Below are 19,877 nucleotides of genomic sequence, written 5' to 3' on the forward strand. Positions count from 1 at the left end.
AACAACTTTCTTCTTAACTTCTTCAGGATAATGAACTTTTTTACCCATAAGAAAAACACCTCCAAGTGTAAGTAGTATTACAACTTTGAAGGTGTTTTATTAAGTCTCATTTTATTAGGTCACTCTAAAATTGACTCAGGGGGTTGTTTTTTTTATGAGTGAATGTGAGCTTTTACTTCTTTCATTTGATCCAGGTGGCGTAGTTCGTGCCAACCGATAAACTCTACCCATTGTTCCAAGTGCATATCTCCGAAAGAGGGGTGAGGGAATACACGGTTTTGTAATGTTTCCTCTTCCTTATTGTGAATAAGGAATAATGTCGCTTCGCGTGTTTTTTTCAAACCTTCTTTTGCTTCCTCTAATGTCTTGAATTCCCCTTTTGGGCGAACGGCCTCTGGTGCCTCGACTTTATAATCGCGGTTGGTCGTTTTATGAATCGGTTTTTCTGTTGCTTGTTGGGTGTCTCCTTGCTTGAGGGCCTGGTTAATCTGATAAACGATTAATTGTTCCATTAAGTAGAGGTGCTCTAAAACTTCAAGGATGGACCAACGATCTTCTTCAGGCTTAACGGATGCTTCTTGATCTGAAACTTCTTCAACAAAATCGAGCAGTTCCTTTCTTTTTTCATCTAAGCCATACATACAGATTCTCCCTTTCAAGTGAAGTTACATAGAGTCTATCACAACTCCTGTAGAAAGTTCTTTCCCGAGCCCCTCCAAAAATGAAACCTTTCAAAAGCCCTCCCGTATGTAAAGACAAGAGAAGGAAAATATTTCATGACCAGGTCATACAGATTATTCCAATTATTTGAGAGGGGGGATAAGGTGAAGAAGCTGCTGGGGGCTTTCTTAGTTTTCCTTTGTTTTATCTGAGCCGTGGTATTCTTTGTCGATGCTAGAGAAGAAACCGTGCTGCAGAGCAAGGAAGAGGTAGAAATTGGTGTACCAGGTGTTACAGGATATTCCATTACATACGATAGCAACGGAACTGAAATTCCCGGTCTCTGGATTGAACCGGATGAAGTGGAAGGGAATCTTCCATTACTTATTCACAATCGTGGAGGGGTGGGGAAAGTCCGTTAACCGATGCACAAGAACTTAAAAACCTATCTTATTGGGCGAAGCAAGGGTATGTTGTACTGGCGTCCCACTACAGGGAAAATGCAGAAGAAAAGTTTGAACCCAACGATCGGGAAGACTTTGTCCGAGATGTTCTGGATTTAAAGAAGGTTGGGACAGAGCTTGACCATGTCGATGAAGAGCGAACAGTCATGCTCGGTTATTCCCGGGGCGGGTGGATGAGTTTGCTTGCCGTTAAACAAGACATGGAGGTCGATGCTGTCGCGGTCATTGGAGGCATTCCTGACTTAAAGCAGCTGTATTTAACACAACCGGAACCTGTTCAGCAACAAATCGAACAGTTGATGGGAGAGCCAGGGGGCGACCAAAGTTGGTATCGTGAGCTTGCTCCAATCCATTGGGTGCAGGACATAGATGTACCAACATTAATGCTTCACGGAGAAAGAGATCGGACAGTCCCGGTTGAACAGGCGCGAATGTTCGCAAACTTGATGGGAGGTGAGCATGATCTCCACCGGTATGTTGAATATGAAAACGGGGATCATGGCCTGAGGCTCCATTTCAAAAAGTATGCGCCTGAAGTTTTGGATTGGTTTGAAAAGCATCTAGAGAAATAAAATGCCAATTTAAAGGAGGGATTTATCCGGGTATATAAAATAGGGAATTTCTAAACCCCGTTACATCATAGCCAATAAGATACAAAAACTTTAGGACTCGATTTTGATCCCCTGTGGTATAGAAGCAATGAGAAAGCATAAATAACCATAGAATACGATAAGGAGGAACAGACGATGAGCGACTACTCCATTGATGAATTTATTAGAAAAACAAAGCAGGATGAATCAGAAAATGATTATTTTGAGCTGGAGACCCCGAGAATTCTTGAGGTGAACCTTCTTGATCAAGTATGGGCCAAAGCAGGCGCTATGATTTCCTATAATGGAAACATCAAATTTGAGAGAGAGGGCATCCTTGAGCATGGCGTCGGTCGTTTATTTAAAAAAGCGATGACCGGCGAAGGAAGTTCTCTCATGAAGGCCACAGGCCGTGGGCGCCTTTACCTTGCCGATCAAGGTAAGAAGATTACTATTTTTGACCTGGATAATGAAACCATCACGGTGAATGGCAACGATCTTCTTGCCTTTGAACCAAGCATTGATTGGGATATCAAACTTATGAAAAAAGTAGCCGGGATGGTTTCTGGAGGGTTGTTCAATGTAACCCTCAGCGGCAGTGGACGCGTCGCGATTACTTCGCACTATGAACCATTGACGCTGCTCGTTCGTCCAGGAGAACCTGTGATTACTGACCCGCATGCTACTGTGGCTTGGTCCGGGCACTTGGAGCCGAATTTCAGAACAGACATCAGTTTTAAAACGTTGATTGGACGTGGAAGCGGGGAGTCTATTCAAATGGAGTTTGAAGGAGATGGATTCGTCATTGTTCAGCCGTTCGAGGAAGTCTACACGACAGGGCAGAGCTGAGCTGAAGCGGATTTTTTTACAGACAGGCATGAACATGTTAAGCTCTGAATATAATGACATCAAAGAAAAACTCGATGTGCATTTATGTAGAAATTTTTAATCTGTTATCCTTTACTTCGTTACAAAAACGTAGTACTATGGGTACTAACAAAAAATAAATAACGGAAACTTCTTATCCAGAGAGGCGGAGGGACTGGCCCTTTGATGCCCGGCAACCATCGAATCAATCTACGGATTGACGAGAACGGTGCCAATTCCTGTAGAATGTATCAACATTCTAAGAGATGAGAGGATCGTGCGGATATTAGCGACCCCTTTTCTTACTGGATAAGAAAAGGGGTCTTTTCGTGTAAGCACCATAACCGTCAAGGCTCTCGATAGAAGTTGCGTTAAGGGAAAGGAAAGATGTTAAATGGCAACAGCTATTTTCGGTGCAGGATGTTTTTGGGGAGTAGAAGCGTTTTTTGAAAAATTTGAAGGGGTGACAGGAACAAAGGTCGGTTATATTGGCGGCCACCTGGAGAACCCGACTTACGAACAAGTCAAAGCAGGTGAGAGTGGACACGCGGAATCTGTGAAAGTGAACTACGATCCAACCGTCATCACCTATGCAGAACTTGTGAATATTTTCTTTGAAGCTCACGATCCGACTTCCCGCAACAAGCAGGGAATCGACGTTGGTCACCAATACCGTTCGGTCATTTTTTATTCGGATGCAAGCCAGAAATACATTGCTGAAGAAAAAATCAAAGAATGGGAAGGTAAAGGGATTTTCAAACGCCCAATCGTTACAGAAGTAGAAGAAGCGACAACATTTTATGAAGCGGAAGAGCATCACCAGAAATATTTACAAAAGCATGGCTCTGCCGCATGCTCCATTGGATAATAAAAAGGACCCTTTCACTAGGGTCCTTTTTATATAGGTAAACCTTATCCATCTTCTTTTTGCCTGGAGGCATCCATGGCTTTCAAGAAATAAGCCGTAGGGAGAAGGATGCCGATGCCTGATTCAAGCAAGGCAAAAAAGCGGGCCATCCCAACAGGGAGCATGTCACCATAACCTACGCTCAACAACGTTTCCCCACTGAAGTAGAGCAAGTCCAAAAAGGTTGGGTCGACAGGGTCCCGGGATGATAAACTAGTAACTAGAATGACTCCATCTAGAGACAGCAAATAGTAGAAGAGTGTAAATCCTATTAAAATACCTGTCATTACAAAAAATAATTGAAAGAAAAGTGCCGTGCTAAAGTAGCTTTTTCTGTATGTTTTATTCTTGAAAAAGTACACGAGATTCGCTGCAATGAAAATGAGCGCAACGACGAACAGAGCTTGTACCATTTTTTCTTCTCCTTTTTTATAAATATGGAAAGGCTATGCCACATAACGACAAGCCGTTATAGAAGAACTCCTACCCTGTGTAAAAGTTACCGTAAACATAAATCAAAAAAATATAGAAAGGAGCTGGGCTTTTGTGGGTTAATGACGCGATCTTAATTGTGATGTGCATCTTTATGGTTTTGGGTGCACTTGATTATTATGTGCTTCATCACCGCCTATCTCTCGGACGGCGTTTTTACGAAGCGTTTATGATGATGGGGCCGCTAGCTCTGTCGATGGTTGGGATTATATCCCTCGCCCCCGTACTGTCCCAGTGGCTTGCGCCTGTCATCCGCCCTTTGTTTCTATGGTTCGGGGCCGATCCGTCGATGTTTGCATCCATGATGCTTGCGATTGATATGGGAGCCTATCCTTTGGCGGAATCTCTTGCCATGGAGGAAGAAGCGGCGACTTTTTCCTGGGCACTCCTCGGTACGATGATGGGTCCGACGCTTGTTTTTACAATCCCTGTTGCGCTTACGATTGTAAAAAAAGAGGATCGCCCTTTCTTTTCAAAAGGAATTTTAGCTGGTTTAGTTACGGTTCCGATCGGATGCTTTGTTGGTGGTGCACTGGCAGGCTATGAAACGGTATGGATGTTGCGGAACTTGACGCCGGCTATTTTGCTTTCCGCCTGTATTGGAGCGGGATTGTGGTTGTTCACGAACATAACGATCCGGTTATTTTCTTATTTCGGAAAAACCATTGAACTCCTCATTATTACAGGTCTTGCGCTCATTATTATCGAAACATTGACAGGGTTCGTCGTTCTACCGGGTATGGCTCCTTTATCTGAAGGGGTGGTCATCGTTGGAAGGATTACCGTCACATTAGCGGGTGCTTACCCTCTTGTTGCTTTCATCAACCAGCGGGGAGAGAAATATTTCGGACAACTGAGTGAAAAGGTAGGCATGAATTCTACATCTTTAACAGGGGTGATCGCCTCCACGGCGCACCATTTACCTATGTTAGCAACGATGAAAGATATGGATGAGCGAGGGAAAACGGTCAATGCTGCGTTTGCCGTGAGTGGAGCGTTCGTCATCGGCAGCCATTTTGCCTTCGTGGCGAGTGTAGAAAAGGACATGATTTTTCCAGTACTTATCGGTAAATTAACAGCTGGGTTATTAGCCGTCGGTCTTGCCTTATGGATGACGAGAGGGAGCAAATCAGTTTCCTCGAGTGCCGCCCCTCTATATAATGAAAAGTGAATCCACAGGAAAGGAGTTTTTTCATGAAGACAGAAATGAGAAAGCATTATAACGATTACATTGAAAAATTCAAGAAAGCAACTCCTGATGAGATACAAGAAAAAATGAAGAAAGCGATTGATGAACTTGAAACTTCGAATGAGGGAGAAGGTTTGTCTACAGGAGAGAAAGCGCCAAACTTCAACTTGCCTGACGCGAAGGGGAAAACGGTTGAGCTTTATGAACAATTGAAAAGTGGACCAGTCGTCCTTACTTTTTACCGCGGAGGATGGTGCCCTTATTGCAACATGGAACTGAGAGCTTATCAGCAAATCCTTGAAGAGATTCACGGGGAAGGAGCTGAATTGATTGCGATCAGCCCACAAACTCCTGATCAGTCATTGACAACACAGGAGAAAAATGAACTGAACTATCATGTGCTGAGCGACGTGGGAAATGAAGTGGCCAATCAATACAATTTGGTGTACCAATTGCCGGATTATCTCGTCGATGTGTACAAAGACAAAGGGCTGCATGTGGACAAGCATAACGGCGACGAAACGTGGACCCTGCCAGTATCTGCGACTTATATCATCGATACCGATGGGACGATTATGTATGACTATACGAAAGCGGACTACAAAGATCGAGCCGAACCATCTGACGTTCTTGGAGAATTGAAAAGAATAAACGCATAACAACAAAGCGTCCTCTGGATATAGGGGGCGCTTTGTTATTTATTTTACATAAAGAGATGCAGGTTCATAAAAAAGAAATAGGAAGCAAGGATGAAAATAACGATACAACTTTGAAGGCAAAGACCGAGGATGCTGCAGACTTTCCCTGCTAAAGCAAAACGGAATCCCGACGCATCGGTGGTAAGTTCATTGAGAGCTTTATTTGCAAAAAGAAACCCGACCCATCCAAGTATGATTCCGATAAAAGGAAGGAAAATGGACATGATTCCCAAAACGCAAGATGTAACGGCCTTTTGATACATCAACAATCACCGCCTGCTACTTGGTATATCGATTGGCGTAACTGCTTGCAACAATGGAATCCGGCTTAATCTTCGCTTCCATTCCAAGCGATTCGATTCTGGCCATCATTTCATTTACATAGACTCTTGTCCTGTTTCGATCTCCACTCCCGATATCAATATGTCCTTCGATGGTGAACGTTGCTCCTTTATAAATATAGGGGAGGACAACTTCGATGAGGTCATTCTTCTTTTCTTCGGTAAACAAGGAAGCGACTTGTTCCGTTAAGGATGTCTCGTAGGAAATACGTTCATGTAGTGTCGTCATTTCTCTTTGCACCACTTCTTTACGGAAACAGGCCCAGGCTCCTTTTCCAACTCGCTGGATGACAATACCGGTAATGAACAGGGTGTGGGAAGGGTGAACTTGGGAATCGGTACCCATCATGAGCTTGTAATCCCCGATCGGATCACTTTTTATAAACGTTAAAATATGAGAAAACACTTCTTCGAACTTCATTTTTTTATGGGTAAGGTTTTGAAACACATGGGATTGGTTCACAGTAGCCAACTCCTTAAATTTTTCAAAAGAAAGGGATTGTACGTCAATGAGCTAGTGACCATTCTTTTATTAAGATATTCATAGACCTACTCGAAAGATAACATGAATTTATCGAGAGTATGTGTCAGTGTTGAAAAATTTATGTGCATTTTCATTGAAAAAAAGTTTTCCTTCCCCTTGTGGCAAAGGAATCAATACCGCAAATCGAGAAGGAGTATTACACAGAAGTTCCGGAACTAAGAGTTCAGTAAAAGCTCCCATTTGTGGAAGACTCAGTTTCGAGATGTTTGAGTGTGTATAGGGGCTCCGGGAAACCGTTCGCTTTCCATGGGGCGGGCGCTGAGCCTCCTCAGGCTACGCCTTCCGGGGGCTCATCTGTCCCACACTTCCCATAGGAGTCTCACCGTTTCTGTTTCCCTCCACCCCTTTACCTTATGAGTGTCTCGAAATTGAGTCTTCCACAATCCAGTCATATTCTTAAATAAAAAAATTAGCGAAAGGAGGGGGAGAGGGTGGTTGAGCAGATCCTTCGAAGAATTCCTTCATTAAATGAGGGAGAAAGATTCGTATTAGGAATCGATGGTTTGAGTCGTTCTGGGAAAACGACGCTTACGGAGAAAATAAAGAAGAAACTACATAAAATGTCTATTCCTGTGGTGACGTATCATATCGATGATTATGTTGTGGAAAGAGAAAAGAGATACCATACAGGATATGAACCTTGGTACGAATATTATTTTCTGCAATGGGATATCAAAGCATTAAAGGAGGACTTATTTAAAGCAATAGTAAAAGAGAGTAGATTAGTCATTGTGGAAGGTGTATTTTTACAAAGGGAAGAATGGCGGAGTTTTTTTGATCTTGTTGCCTATGTCCAGTGTCCAAGAGAAGAAAGGTTTTTAAGAGAAAGGGAGGAAACGAGAAAGAAAATCGATAAGTTCAAAGAGAGGTACTGGAAAGCGGAAGATTACTACATAGCAACGGTCGATCCTGAAAGACAAGCTGATTTTATTGTGAAGTCTTCATTGTGAAAACAAAAAAGGAGAAAAGGCGCACCTTTTCTCCCTAAACGCTTAAAAAATAAAGATCCACATAAGAATGGCTGTAATGACAAACGTGATGGCGTAAATGGTCGTTAGTAACGGGATGCTTCCCGTGTCATTCCCTGCGCTTTTCAACTGTTTGGCGTCATCTTCGGGTGAAGATGTGTTTTCGGGTTTGTTTACGTTTTTTGCTATAACGATTGTGCCTATCAATGCAGCTACCGAAGCAATGATTGCAAGTCCGTAATATATCGGGTACATAGGATGCGCTCCTCTCCCTTTTGTTACTTCTATTATAATAGAAGTAAGGGGGAAGTGCTAAAGTTCTCTATGCTACATATTTTCAGGTGCCTGAATCCCGAGGATGGACAAACCTTCTTTTAATTGGTAGTTAACGGCGTAGATCAATGAGAGGAGCGCTTGTTCCTCCTCACTTCCCACTACTTTTGTATGGGCGTAAAATTTATTGAAGTGACGTGCAACATCTAACAGGTGTCTCGCAAGTTTGGATGGGTCGTACGCTTTATATGCCTTTTCAATCACTTCTGGGAAAAGGCGGATGGTTTTAATCAGACCCCAAGCCGATTCTGTTTGAACGTCTGTGACAGGATTATTGTAATCAAAGTTCCCTTTTTCCAGTAAGGAGACGGTACGTGCATAGGTGTATTGCAGGTATGGAGCCGTATGGCCTTCAAAGGTGAGCATATCCTCCAAAGAAAATTCCACATCATTGCGACGGTCGTGTTTAAGGTCGTGAAAGATGACAGCACCTACCCCGACTTGTTCCGCCACTTTTTGAGCGTCCTTCAATTCAGGGTTCTTTTCTTTTATATTTTTGGCAGCCTGTGAAATGGCCTCTTGCAGCGCTTGTTCGAGTAAAACGGTCTTTCCCTGGCGAGTGGACATTTTTTTGCCGTCTTGAAGCATCATTCCAAAGGAGACATGTTTTAATTGATCCGCCCAGGAAAACTCTGCTTTTTTCAAAACATGCTTAATCTGCTGGAAATGAAGCGTTTGCTCATGGCCGACCACATAGAGCGCTTCATCAAAGTCATACATTTGTTTGCGATCGATCGCAGCTGTTAAATCTCTCGTGGCATAGATGGTCGTGCCATTACTTTTTCGAATCAGGCAAGGAGGTAACTCTTCTTCATCGAGGCGAACGACTTGTGCGCCATCCGATTTTTCCAACAATCCATTTTCCTGCAACATGTTGATGGTTGCAGTCATTTTGTCGTTGTAGTAGGCTTCGCCGCGGGTCGAGTCGAAGGTGATGCCTAAGAGTTTATAAATCTTTTCAAACTCTTCGAGAGATACGGCTTTGAACCATTTCCATAAGGCAACGGCCTCTTCATCGTTATCCTCCAATTTTTTAAACCATTCTCTTCCTTCTTCAATCAAAGATGGATTGTCTTTCGAAGCGTGGTGGAATTTCACATACACGCGCGTCAATTCTTGAATCGGATTTTGTCTCAGGCTTTCTTCCTCGCCCCATTTAAGGTAAGCGGCTAACAGTTTTCCGAACTGTGTGCCGTAGTCTCCGATGTAATTGATCTTCACCGTTTCATATCCACATGTTTGAGCAAGGTTGGAAAGAGCGTTGCCAATTACCGTGGATCTTAAATGTCCCATGGAAAAAGGTTTGGCAATATTCGGCGCTGACATATCAAGGACGACAGTCTTTCCTTTTCCAAATTCGTGCGTCCCGTAGGCTTCTGGGTCTTGGAAAAATTGATTCAATGCGTGTTCAGCGACGAACCCCTGGTCAAGAAAAATATTGATGTAGCCGCCTAGGGTTTGCACTTCTTTAAATATTGGATGTTTTAAATGAGCAGCAATCTCCTCAGCAATTCGATGCGGGCTTTTTTTCAACGACTTTGCCAACGGAAAGCAAGGAAAAGCCAGGTCTCCGTGGTTGGACTGCTTGGGCGTCTCAATTTGTTGTTGCACCCATTCTCGTCGATACTCTTCCCCAAGGATATGGGCGACTTGCAGGGCAAGAATTTGTTTTTCCATGAACGACACCTCCATAAATATAAAAAACCCCGTCTCTAAAAAAGAGACGAGGTCTGTGCTCGCGGTACCACTCTTATAGCTATCTTATAGCCACTCGATGTTGTTAACGGGGGCGTCCCCGGCTTATCCCTACTTCATCGTTCAGGAAAGCTTCTCAAAAGTCCGTTTCACTACTGAAATCCTGCTCAGGCTTCCACCATCCCTGAGTCGCTGCTCTGTTTCTGGTAGCTACTCTCTTTTTCCTAGAATTTCTATATTTGAAAAGATTATAGCGGAAAGCTTTCCCTTTTGCAATCCTTTCCTAGCGAATATCTTTTTTCATTTAGGTGAACATACGGAAAGAGGTGATTTAAGATGGATTGGGATTGGATTTGGAAAGCTGTCCTTATCATTATCGTAGGTACGATCATTCTGCGTATTGCTGGTAGAAAGTCCATTTCGCAAATGACTTTATCACAGACGGTCATTATGATTGCCATTGGTTCCTTATTGATTCAACCTGTGGCGGGAAAAAATATCTGGGTAACATTTGGTGTGGGAGGAGTTCTTGTTCTTACACTAATGGTTATGGAATTCACTCAGGTAAAGTTCGATTTTATGGAGCGTTTCCTTACGGGGAGATCCGTGTCCATTATTGAAAATGGACAATTGAACGAAAAGAATATAAAGAAACTGCGTTTTACTGTCGACCAGTTAGAAATGAAGTTAAGACAAAGCAACGTCACATCCATAGATGACTTGAATTCGGCAACCTTGGAACCGAATGGTCAGGTCGGATATGAGCTGAAAGAACATAAAAAGCCAGCGACTAAGAAGGATATTGATGATTTATATCAACAAATTCTTTCATTAAAACAGATGTTAAATCCGAATCAGGCAACCCAGACACCGACAACGCCACCACCTGCTGAAAATCTATTTAAGGAAGTAGAAACGAAGCAGCATCAACAGGTTCATCCGGATCGTTTAAATTAGGTCTCCGTGCAGGCATTTTGATCTATTCCTTGATATAATGGAGCTGAGGTGAGAAAAGTGGAATCCATACACACCATTGAAGAACTCAATACATTTGTTCACGAACATCCGCTTTCCATTGTTTATGTTTCAAGGCCGGGATGTTCGGTCTGCCATGGGTTGCTTCCGCAAGTGGAAAACTTGTTGAAGGAATATCCAAAAATTGAGGCTAGGCATGTGAACGCTGATGAAGTTCCACAAGTGGCCGGAGAGTTTTCAGTCATGACGGTTCCTGCTGTTTTGATCTACTCTGAAGGGAAAGAGCTATTTCGTAAAGCCCGCTTTGTTCCAATTGGGGAGCTGAACCAGCAACTGACCAAACTGAATCATTTCATTAATGAAGCATGACCATCTGTTGAACCCCTCAACAGGTGGTTTTTTTTATGTGTGCATACCAAGAAATAATATCTGACAATTCGCTCAATTTTGCTTTCTCCGGCTTTTCTTGAAAATTCAACCCGCAAATATATGTCTGAGACGAGATTATTTGCGATGAGAAGCGATGAATTGGAAATACCTCTCCATGAAACCGTTTACACTAACTAATTGGCGTATATAGACCCGACTTGCCTAAAACCCCTTGAATAAGATTTGCCCAATGTTATGATGAAAAACGTCTTAAACAAAGCGAACAAAAAATGCGAACGGGAGAGATTAACCCAAATGATTAAACAAACGATTGCTTTTCTAGGTGCAGGCTCTATGGCTGAAGCGATGATTTCAGGCATGGTGGAATCCGGCAATATTCCAGCTGAGAACATCATCGTGACCAATAGAAGTAATCAAGAACGTTTAAACACAATCAATCATAAATACGGCGTACGCACAGTATTGAAAGATGAATTGAACTTTGCAGAAGTCGATCAGTTCATTTTGGCAATGAAGCCGAAAGATATTGATGCGGTACTTGCCGATTTAAAAGATAAATTGACAGCAAACCAAGTACTTGTTTCTGTACTTGCGGGAATTACAACATCATATATGGAAGAACGATTGAATGAAGGACAGCAAGTCATCCGTGTGATGCCGAATACGTCAAGCATGCTTCGCGAATCTGCGACAGCCATTTCGCCAGGACGTTTTGCAGACATGGACAATGTACTTGTTGCAAAAGAACTACTGAAATCCATTGGTGAAGTTTTCGTCATTGAAGAAGATAAAATGGACGTCTTTACAGGAATAGCAGGAAGCGGACCCGCTTACTTCTATTATTTGATGGAACACATTGAAGAAACAGGGCGTGCAGAAGGCATGGATCGTGAAACTCTTCGTGAAATCGGAGCTCAAACATTGCTTGGAGCAGCAAAAATGATGCTGGAACGCGATGAGAGCCCGACTGAACTACGTGAAAATGTAACATCACCGAACGGTACGACAGCCGCAGGCCTTAACGCTCTTGATCAGGCTGGTGGAGGTTACGCCATTTCTGAAGCGATCAAAGGAGCAGCCGGTCGTTCAAAAGAATTGAGCAAAGAACTTGAAGGACTACTTGTAGGCAGTAAATAAACAAAGCCAATCGATGCGAAAATGTTAAACAGGAGTGATATGTTGAGTCAAGATAAAAAAAGGGTAGTAATTAAAATAGGGAGCAGTTCCCTCACCAGCATGCACGGAGAAGTCAGCCGACGTAAATTAGAAAAATTAGTAGATGAAGTCGTCCAACTGAAAGACGACGGCCACGAAGTTTTACTCGTATCCTCAGGAGCTGTAGCTGCAGGTTATCGTAAACTCGGTTGCCTCGAGCGCCCGAGCTCTTTACCTGAAAAGCAAGCAGCCGCATCCATTGGCCAAGGATTGTTGATGGAATCTTATTCCGATCTTTTCCTATCCCACGGTTATATGGGTTCTCAGATCCTCATTACACGTAGCGATTTCTCTGATGAAGACCGCTATAACAATGCACGTAATACGATTAATGTCCTACTGGAACGCGGCATTATTCCAATCGTCAATGAAAATGACACGATTACAATCGATCGCTTGAAATTCGGAGATAATGACACTCTTTCTGCTAAAGTAGCAGGTCTTGTCGATGCCGATCAATTGGTCATTTTATCCGATATTGACGGACTTTACGATGCAGATCCTAGAAAAAACGAGGACGCGAAACTACTTGATAAAGTCCACGAAATTACCCCTGAAATTGAAGCCGCAGCTGGTGATCCAGGTAGTGCAGTTGGAACAGGCGGCATGAAATCCAAAATTGACGCATTCAAGATCTCCATGGCATCCGGTATCTCTTCCTTCTTAGGAAAAGCAAACACACCGAACATCGTTTATGATGCTGTATACGGAGATGCAACAGGAACGTATTTCGAAACAACGACTGACTCTGAAAACCTTGACCAGAAGAAGCAGTGGATTGCCTTCAACTCTGGACCAGAAGGCGAAGTCATTATCGACCATCGTGCGAAAGAATCAATCGTTGATATGAAGAAGAGTCTTCTACCGATGAACGTTCACCATGTAAAGGGACGTTTTGAAAAAGGTGCCGTTGTGCGTATTCACGACCTTGATGGAGATGAGATCGGTCTAGGCGTTGTCAATTATTCTTCAGATGAGATGGAAGAAATGATCAGCTTGACTGAACCTGAACTTGAATCATATGAACAAGCAGCGATTGAACGTAAAGATTTTGTCTGCCACTTAGATGTTGCCCTGCCCGTAGGTGTTTAAAATAATCAAGGAGGTCTTTGATGACACTAACAACAAATGTGAACGTTGAAGCACAAGCAATGGAAGCGAAGAAAGCTTCGAAAAAATTGATGATTCTTTCTGAAGAAGAGAAGAACCAGGCGCTTAATCATTTAGCCGATGTACTGGAACGTGAATACGAGACGATTCTAGCGGCCAACGAGAAAGATTTGGCGAATGGTCGTGAAAAAGGCTTCACCGATGCATTTATGGACCGTCTATCCCTTTCTAAAGAGCGTGTAGCTGAGTTTGCCCAAGGATTACGCGATGTTTCCAAACTTGAAGATCCGACTGGTCAAGTGGTGACGGATTGGACGCTTGAAAATGGTCTGCAAGTTGAAAAAGTAACGGTACCTTTAGGGGTCATCGGTATGATTTATGAAGCACGCCCGAACGTGACCGTTGATGCAACTGGTCTAGCGCTGAAATCTGGTAATGCGATTGTTCTGAAAGGTGGATCTTCTGCAATCAACTCTAACCAGGCGATTGTTGAAGTGATGCACCGTGGTCTTGAAGAAACGAAGATTCCGAAAGAAGCGGTACAATTCATCGCATCTACAGACCGTGCAGCAACGAATGAACTTTTCAAAATGAAAGAACACATCGACGTACTCATCCCACGTGGGGGCGGTAAGTTGATCCAAGCCGTTGTTGAGAACGCAACGGTACCTGTACTTGAAACAGGTGTGGGAAACTGCCACATTTATGTTGATAAGCATGCAGACGTTGAAAAAGCGATCAACATTCTCGTGAACGCAAAAACAGACCGCCCGGCGGTATGTAACGCTGCCGAAACACTCGTTGTCCACAAAGAGTGGTTGAACGACAATAAAGATGCACTGATTGCTGCATTGAAAGAAAACAATATTGCTGTGCACGGGGATGAGTATATCTTGGATATTATCCCAGGTTCCGTCCTTGCCGACGAAGATGATTGGGCGAACGAATACTTGAGCACAGATATCGCCGTAAAAGCTGTAGACGATCTAACCGAGGCGATCGCACACATTGAAACGTATGGCACGAAACACTCAGAAGCAATTGTGACAGAAGATGCAGAATCAGCAGAGACATTCTTTGCACTTGTGGACGCTGCCGCTCTTTACCACAATGCATCCACACGTTTCACAGACGGTGGTGCGCTAGGCTTCGGTGCCGAAATCGGTATTTCCACCCAAAAATTGCATGCCCGCGGCCCGATGGGACTTCCTGCACTGACAACAGTGAAGTTCTTGATGAAGGGTACCGGCCAAATCCGATAAGGTTTTAAGCGGAAGGGAAGCTCTCAGGAGCTTTCCTTCTTTTTTGTGCTTGGGACGGGAGGTGAGGGTGTCGAATACTGAATTAACGTTGTCGAATTCTCAAATAGCGCTGTCGAATACTGAATTAACGTTGTCGAATTCTCAAATAGCGCTGTCGAATACTTAACTTTCTTTGTCGAATACTCAAATAACAAAGTCGAATTCTAAAATAACAGCTTAATGATATATTTTCTATTCCTAGTACGCCCAAAATTAGGACTACAGCATTCATTCAAAAGCTTTCTTGCAATATATTCTGTTTTAACTCCAGCAATTCTACGGAATTCTGCATTTGTAATCGTGTCTCCGATCAGCAATTGGTGATCTCTTAATAATTGTAAATGCGCATCCTTTGATTTCGTTCCACACCGTCCACAAAGCCAATGATCGCGGCGGCGGATCATACCCAGTGACCGGCAAGAGGGACAAGGCACTCCCCAATTGAGCTCATCTTTTGAAATGCCATATTGTTTCATGACATCTGAATCGTATGGAGTGTAATCTGCTTCAATTTTTGCGGAGAATTCGATCAAGTCATCGTCAGTCCACACGCTTTCCCCTTTAAAACCTTCGATGAATGCTGTTAGATGAGTAGGAAGCTGTTTAACGAGAAGGACTCTCTTTCTTTTATTACGATCTTCTCCATGAAATGTAAGGGAGGCATTGGGGTTAGCGATGACTATGAAAGAGTGGATGGGGATGGAGGGGAAGCCGGACCTCTCGATCCAGCGTTGCAACTGGAATTTCTGCAATTCTACTTGTACAAAGGGATCTTGAAAGATCTCACTTTTTTCTTCTATCGCTCTTGTGAGCTTTCGGTGGTCAAAATCGAACTGCAGCTCTCCTTTGTAGTTCTTCACCTCCAAAATGACTAAACATTTCTCAAAAAGCAAGAGAGCATCGATCTGGAAAGGCCGGACACCATCGTGAAGCCTGATGTCCTGTAAGCTTTTTCCGGGCAGGTACTTCATGTAATGATCAGCTGATGATTCACCAAAATGCCCAGCAGACAAGCGGCCTAAGTGATTTGCTATTTCTTCTCTGAGGGGATGGTGGATGGGGATTCTATGAAGTAGAGATTCAAGCTTTAGTATCTCCAGAGATTTTTCTCGTGACATAGACAAACTTCTTTTACAAAAAATTCATTCTATTATATGATGATGTAATGTTTATTTTTAGGAGGGGTTGGATGAGACAGAGAGAAGCAGTTGAAACGATCACAAAAAGTTTGAAAAAAGATAATCTTGTGAAGGCTGTGTTTCTAAAGGGTTCGATGGGGAGAGGGGAGGAAGACGGGCATTCGGATGTCGATTTGTATGTGTTGGTCGACGAAGCAGATAAGGGCGCTTTTTTAAAAAATAGACAAAGGCATCTCGAAAGCTACCAACGGATCATTTTTTATGATGATATTTTTATTATCGCTCCTCAAATCATTGCTGTATATGAAAACTTGCTGCATGTCGACCTTTTTACAGTTACAGAACAAACGCTCGTACATAAAGATTTTTTCCGTGTTCTCTATGATCCAGAAAAACGTATGGAAAAACATGAAGCGCATCAAAATCTCTACTTGTCTGAAAAGGACTTTTTGTATGCGGTCGATGATGTTGCTTTCTTTTTCCTGCAATACAAGAAAGCGGCTGATCGTGGGAATGATCTTTGGGCGGTTAAGGTAGCCAATGATATAGGCGTGAATATAGCGAAGGTTCTTTTACAAAAATACGCACCAGATCGAGCGCAACTTGGTTTGAAGGCTGTTCCGCTAGCTCTTCCATCCTCTCAAATACAGGAGATGGAGAACGTGTATCGCTGGATCTCTTTGGATAGTCATGAAAAGGCTGTGCTTCAGATGGCTTTGATGATGGAAAAACAAATGGAGTGGCTTGAAGAGTGTTGGGGGCATGAAACGTATACCATTCCTTTTTTGAAGAGAATGATTGAAGAAATGAAAAATAGAACTCCCACATAAAGGGAGTTCTATCGATTAGAAGGATTGGCCCGCCATCGCTTGGGAAAGTGTGGCCGTTGTCGTGACGTTTCTGAAGTCGACTCCAAGCTGTACAGCTGTCTGAGCAATTTCAGGTCGAATACCGACAACGGTCGATGAAACCCCAATTAATTGTAAGCTATCAATCAATTGAAAAATCTGTTGAGCCACCATTGTGTCAACAAGGTAAACACCGGATAGATCAATATAGAGGACATCGATATTCTCTTCCGTGCAGTTCCTCAACGTGTTTTCCAGAATTGCCGAAGCCCGTTCTGTATCAATATTCCCAACTAGTGGGAGTAGGGCCCGCTCATTAGATAACTGAATGAGCGGAGAACTTAATTCGTTAATCACCGTACGTTGATGGTCAATTTTTTTATTCAATTGATTGGATTTTTCTTCTGAGACTTTGAACATAATTTCATCAAAGACTTCAATCAATAAACGTTTCCATTGATTTTCCAAGTCTCGGGACACGGGCGTTTCCTGTTGAAGGATAAAATCATCCAGGAAATCTAAATACTGCTCACGAACGCGCATGAATTCTCGAATGATTTCGTGGGTAGGTGTGTTTAAATGTTGGGGGTCTCTGCCAATATTAACAATCCAACCGTTAATTTGTTTGAAAAATTCGTCACGCTCCAAAATGAAAAGCTGGCGCATATATTTGTGAAATTCATAATTCTGAGCTTTTAGTTGATCAATGACTTCTGAATCTGTAGCAGCATACACCCCTGAAACGTCATGCTGATTCAAAGAATTGTACCATTCATCTGTTAAAACTTCAGCTTTTTGTAAAAGAAAATCATGTAAAGCTTGATTCGATTCCATTCACAAGCTCCTCTCTGTTCCATGAGCCTCTAATTGAGTAGTTTGAGAGGATCATCAGTTATTCTCATTATAAATGGTATAACTATTCATTTCCAATAGGTTTGACTTAAGGTTGTTAAAAAAGGGAATATCAAAACGAGGAGGTGGTGAAATGGCTTTAAGAGAGGTTTTATTAGAGCAGTTGAAATCGGTTCATGATGAAAACAGCTGGTTCGTCTGTTTCAATTATGCCGTAAGAGAATTAGAAGAGCCACAAGCGGTAGAAAAGCTGCAAGATCAAGCCCATTCCATTGCGGAGATCGTCCATCATCTTTATTTTTACAACGAACGGTACTTAAGCCGATTCCGCGGGGAGGAAGTGGCCGAGCATCCGCGTCATTATGATACGTTTCAAAACCACGGACAAGCACAGTGGCATACACGTGTGACTGACTTTCAAATGGTCATGACAATGTTCAAACAAGAGCTTCTCTTCTGCAGTCAAGAAAAATTGGAGATGTGGGCGGAAACCCTTTCGAATTTATTCATGCATAATGCTTATCATATCGGTCAAATTGTTTCGATTCGAAAAAGAAACGGTTGGTGGGGGATAAATCCAGTAGTGAAAGGTTAATTTTATGAAGAAATATGGTATAATCCTCGCGTTATTAGCGATCCTTGGGAGTGTAAGTCTTTTTATTGGGGATGGAAATGATAAGCAGGAGGCTCTTAGAAAAGACACTATTCAAGAGATCACTCTGGAAATAAGAGGAGAATCTCATCCTTTGATGGGTAAAGTCGTTTGTATCCACGAGAAAAATTGCTCCGTTTCTGAAGAACAACATTCCATCTCTGAATTAGAGAAAGAGATGGAAATAAAAGAGTATGAGTTGGAGCGTGGGTCAGAGATCATGTTTAATTTCTCAACAAGAGACCCAGATGTGGTCTTCTACGATAAAATGGATTCAAATTCGGTGACAACTAGAACCGTAGATGGAACGAGTTTTGAAGTCTATGGTTTGGATGGTTCTAAAAAGGTCTATCGTATCGGTGTCCAATGGGAGGACGCTGATGGAGGTATCACGCGCGCTTATTATCCTATTCGTGTATCTATTATGTAAAAAACGTGCAGGAATAAGATTCCATGCACGTTTTTAAATTAATCTTCGAATTGAGACATTGCGTCGTCCATTTCCTGACGTGTAGCCATCAATGGAGTCGTCGGCTCTAGACATGTAATGCTGCAGAAGCAATCCAGGTCTACAGTAATGCAGACTCCTGTCGCACGAAGGTTACGCACAGAACTTCCAGGGAAGTAATCACATACTTGCTTTCCACCACCGGATGGTCCAGGCTGTGAACCGCCCATAGTTACAGGGATCAACAGCTCCAACTTGACGCATTTTCCATCGTTCGTGAATTTTTTTGCTCTGAAGATTGGTGAGCTCAAGCAATCAAGGAAAGTGTTCTCAGACATTCCTAGTTGCTTGCGAATGACACCACTACCGATGAATGGCTTGCAATCTTTGCAGTACAAAATGAAAGGGACCGTTGTGTTACGCGGTGTTTCGGCAGCAGGTGACAGCAAATCACGGATGGAACGGTCGCAGCTGACATCACAGCACCCATTATCCATCAAAGCAGCAACTTCGTCTTGTGCTTTAATGATCTCTTTAATGACATCGCGCACACAGCTGCTATCTTTTCCTTTACAACTCATAAAAACATCTCCTTCTTTGTTTTTCTTTACATTCTATGGCTTTTCATAGCGAGTGCTTGTATAGGAGCCTATTATTCTAAGAATCTTCATAGTTTGTAAAAATTGTGGGTGAACGCCAAGGCAATAAGAGATAGAAGACATACCTTATAGTACTGAGAGCTCATGAAAGCTCAAGGTTCATGGTTTGCCACGCCATGGAAAATTTCCCTACGGTCTGATGCCAGCGTACACTGGCATCTTTTTTATTTCTCTTTATTACCCATAATGGCAGGATTGTGAAAGACTCGATTTCGATATGTTTCGGGGGTCGTTTCTTGGGATGTGCGTCAGGGGTGGCTGGGAAGCTACTCGTCCAGCTCCATCGCCCAGACACTCGAGTCATAAGCAGAACAGCAAAGGAATGAAAAGGCACATTCCTTTGCTGTTCTGCTTATGACAGTCGTGGCTACCAGGGCGATTCCGCATTTGAACACTTTCCTGTGGGGAGTGGTGAGCTTCCTCGGACTACGTCCTGCGGGATCTCACCTATCTCCTTTCTCCCACGGGAGTCTCGCAGCTTCCCAACCACCCCAAATGAAGTAGGTGAGAAACGAAACCAAATACACAGTAGCATCTTCC

24 protein-coding genes, 1 riboswitch and 1 other annotated feature are annotated in these 19,877 nt (G+C 43.0%); of the genes, 15 read left to right on the forward strand and 9 right to left on the reverse strand.

The features are described from left to right. Positions 1 to 152: 152 nt before the first annotated feature. Positions 153 to 641 (reverse strand): DinB family protein, encoded by a 489-nt coding sequence (locus tag GLV98_RS15285; RefSeq protein WP_160916781.1) that lies wholly within the window; start codon positions 639 to 641, stop codon positions 153 to 155. Between the two features lie 267 nt (positions 642 to 908). Between GLV98_RS15285 and GLV98_RS15290 the strand changes: the two genes are divergently transcribed. The 4 genes from GLV98_RS15290 (at position 909) to msrA (ending at position 3,449) form a co-directional block, all read left to right on the forward strand. Beyond that, a complete protein-coding gene (locus tag GLV98_RS15290) occupies positions 909 to 1,082 on the forward strand; it encodes an acetylxylan esterase (protein ID WP_160916783.1) in 174 nt (57 codons plus the stop codon). Next, the gene (locus GLV98_RS15295) at positions 1,040 to 1,696 is read left to right on the forward strand and encodes a prolyl oligopeptidase family serine peptidase (RefSeq protein WP_160917121.1); all 657 of its coding nucleotides are present in this window, start codon (positions 1,040 to 1,042) and stop codon (positions 1,694 to 1,696) included. Before GLV98_RS15290 ends, GLV98_RS15295 begins: the two co-directional genes overlap by 43 nt. Before the next feature lie 174 nt (positions 1,697 to 1,870). Then, complete coding sequence (locus tag GLV98_RS15300) at positions 1,871 to 2,563, forward strand: AIM24 family protein (protein WP_115824281.1); 693 nt, start codon at positions 1,871 to 1,873, stop codon at positions 2,561 to 2,563. 169 nt (positions 2,564 to 2,732) lie between these two features. After that, a riboswitch (SAM riboswitch) is annotated at positions 2,733 to 2,854 on the forward strand. A gap of 121 nt (positions 2,855 to 2,975) precedes the next feature. Beyond that, positions 2,976 to 3,449, forward strand: coding sequence for a peptide-methionine (S)-S-oxide reductase MsrA (gene msrA, locus GLV98_RS15305; RefSeq protein WP_160916785.1), 474 nt, complete (start codon positions 2,976 to 2,978; stop codon positions 3,447 to 3,449). Between the two features lie 44 nt (positions 3,450 to 3,493). Here msrA and GLV98_RS15310 read toward each other — a convergent pair whose 3' ends face one another. Next, positions 3,494 to 3,901 (reverse strand): two pore domain potassium channel family protein, encoded by a 408-nt coding sequence (locus GLV98_RS15310; protein ID WP_160916787.1) that lies wholly within the window; start codon positions 3,899 to 3,901, stop codon positions 3,494 to 3,496. A 131-nt stretch (positions 3,902 to 4,032) separates the two neighbouring features. Between GLV98_RS15310 and eutH the strand changes: the two genes are divergently transcribed. After that, positions 4,033 to 5,151, forward strand: coding sequence for an ethanolamine utilization protein EutH (gene eutH, locus GLV98_RS15315; RefSeq protein ID WP_160916789.1), 1,119 nt, complete (start codon positions 4,033 to 4,035; stop codon positions 5,149 to 5,151). Positions 5,152 to 5,174: 23 nt separating this feature from the next. Further along, positions 5,175 to 5,828 carry a peroxiredoxin-like family protein gene (locus GLV98_RS15320; RefSeq protein WP_160916791.1) on the forward strand — a complete coding sequence of 218 codons (654 nt, stop codon included), beginning with the start codon at positions 5,175 to 5,177 and terminating at the stop codon, positions 5,826 to 5,828. A gap of 44 nt (positions 5,829 to 5,872) precedes the next feature. On the opposite strand, the gene GLV98_RS15325 is transcribed toward GLV98_RS15320, so the two are convergent. After that, a complete protein-coding gene (locus GLV98_RS15325) occupies positions 5,873 to 6,133 on the reverse strand; it encodes a DUF4190 domain-containing protein (RefSeq protein WP_160916793.1) in 261 nt (86 codons plus the stop codon). 13 nt (positions 6,134 to 6,146) lie between these two features. Further along, complete coding sequence (locus tag GLV98_RS15330; protein WP_160917122.1) at positions 6,147 to 6,629, reverse strand: ribonuclease H-like YkuK family protein; 483 nt, start codon at positions 6,627 to 6,629, stop codon at positions 6,147 to 6,149. A 554-nt stretch (positions 6,630 to 7,183) separates the two neighbouring features. On the opposite strand from GLV98_RS15330, the gene GLV98_RS15335 reads away from it, so the two are divergent. Then, positions 7,184 to 7,702 (forward strand): AAA family ATPase, encoded by a 519-nt coding sequence (locus GLV98_RS15335; protein WP_160916795.1) that lies wholly within the window; start codon positions 7,184 to 7,186, stop codon positions 7,700 to 7,702. Positions 7,703 to 7,744: 42 nt separating this feature from the next. Here GLV98_RS15335 and GLV98_RS15340 read toward each other — a convergent pair whose 3' ends face one another. Continuing rightward, entirely contained in the window at positions 7,745 to 7,975 is a 231-nt protein-coding gene (locus GLV98_RS15340) for a hypothetical protein (protein WP_160916798.1), read from the reverse strand. A gap of 72 nt (positions 7,976 to 8,047) precedes the next feature. Then, positions 8,048 to 9,730, reverse strand: coding sequence for an arginine--tRNA ligase (gene argS / locus GLV98_RS15345; RefSeq protein ID WP_160916800.1), 1,683 nt, complete (start codon positions 9,728 to 9,730; stop codon positions 8,048 to 8,050). A 39-nt stretch (positions 9,731 to 9,769) separates the two neighbouring features. After that, positions 9,770 to 9,983: a binding site (T-box leader), on the reverse strand. A 101-nt stretch (positions 9,984 to 10,084) separates the two neighbouring features. Between argS and GLV98_RS15350 the strand changes: the two genes are divergently transcribed. From GLV98_RS15350 to GLV98_RS15370, 5 genes are all read left to right on the forward strand, one after another. Further along, positions 10,085 to 10,705: a DUF421 domain-containing protein gene (locus GLV98_RS15350; protein ID WP_160916802.1), complete on the forward strand. Its 621-nt coding sequence runs from the start codon at positions 10,085 to 10,087 to the stop codon at positions 10,703 to 10,705. Positions 10,706 to 10,762: 57 nt separating this feature from the next. After that, the gene (locus GLV98_RS15355; protein WP_160916804.1) at positions 10,763 to 11,092 is read left to right on the forward strand and encodes a thioredoxin domain-containing protein; all 330 of its coding nucleotides are present in this window, start codon (positions 10,763 to 10,765) and stop codon (positions 11,090 to 11,092) included. 315 nt (positions 11,093 to 11,407) lie between these two features. Beyond that, positions 11,408 to 12,250, forward strand: a complete 843-nt coding sequence (gene proC, locus GLV98_RS15360) for a pyrroline-5-carboxylate reductase (RefSeq protein WP_160916806.1) — start codon at positions 11,408 to 11,410, stop codon at positions 12,248 to 12,250. A 39-nt stretch (positions 12,251 to 12,289) separates the two neighbouring features. Further along, the gene (gene proB / locus GLV98_RS15365) at positions 12,290 to 13,420 is read left to right on the forward strand and encodes a glutamate 5-kinase (protein WP_160916808.1); all 1,131 of its coding nucleotides are present in this window, start codon (positions 12,290 to 12,292) and stop codon (positions 13,418 to 13,420) included. Between the two features lie 20 nt (positions 13,421 to 13,440). Next, positions 13,441 to 14,700, forward strand: coding sequence for a glutamate-5-semialdehyde dehydrogenase (locus GLV98_RS15370; RefSeq protein ID WP_160916810.1), 1,260 nt, complete (start codon positions 13,441 to 13,443; stop codon positions 14,698 to 14,700). A gap of 203 nt (positions 14,701 to 14,903) precedes the next feature. On the opposite strand, the gene GLV98_RS15375 is transcribed toward GLV98_RS15370, so the two are convergent. Then, entirely contained in the window at positions 14,904 to 15,857 is a 954-nt protein-coding gene (locus GLV98_RS15375) for a nuclease-related domain-containing protein (protein WP_160916813.1), read from the reverse strand. A 71-nt stretch (positions 15,858 to 15,928) separates the two neighbouring features. Between GLV98_RS15375 and GLV98_RS15380 the strand changes: the two genes are divergently transcribed. After that, the gene (locus GLV98_RS15380; RefSeq protein ID WP_160916815.1) at positions 15,929 to 16,708 is read left to right on the forward strand and encodes a nucleotidyltransferase domain-containing protein; all 780 of its coding nucleotides are present in this window, start codon (positions 15,929 to 15,931) and stop codon (positions 16,706 to 16,708) included. A 15-nt stretch (positions 16,709 to 16,723) separates the two neighbouring features. On the opposite strand, the gene GLV98_RS15385 is transcribed toward GLV98_RS15380, so the two are convergent. Next, positions 16,724 to 17,560: an STAS domain-containing protein gene (locus GLV98_RS15385; RefSeq protein ID WP_160916817.1), complete on the reverse strand. Its 837-nt coding sequence runs from the start codon at positions 17,558 to 17,560 to the stop codon at positions 16,724 to 16,726. Between the two features lie 151 nt (positions 17,561 to 17,711). On the opposite strand from GLV98_RS15385, the gene GLV98_RS15390 reads away from it, so the two are divergent. Further along, positions 17,712 to 18,173, forward strand: coding sequence for a DinB family protein (locus GLV98_RS15390; RefSeq protein WP_160916819.1), 462 nt, complete (start codon positions 17,712 to 17,714; stop codon positions 18,171 to 18,173). Positions 18,174 to 18,177: 4 nt separating this feature from the next. Continuing rightward, a complete protein-coding gene (locus tag GLV98_RS15395; RefSeq protein WP_160916821.1) occupies positions 18,178 to 18,660 on the forward strand; it encodes a hypothetical protein in 483 nt (160 codons plus the stop codon). A gap of 38 nt (positions 18,661 to 18,698) precedes the next feature. Here the strand turns inward: GLV98_RS15395 and GLV98_RS15400 are convergent, their stop codons facing one another. Next, a complete protein-coding gene (locus GLV98_RS15400; RefSeq protein ID WP_160916823.1) occupies positions 18,699 to 19,259 on the reverse strand; it encodes a CotY/CotZ family spore coat protein in 561 nt (186 codons plus the stop codon). Positions 19,260 to 19,877 lie beyond the last annotated feature (618 nt).

This window comes from Halobacillus litoralis, assembly GCF_009856415.1.
Taxonomy (GTDB): Bacteria; Bacillota; Bacilli; order Bacillales; family Halobacillaceae; genus Halobacillus; species Halobacillus litoralis_C.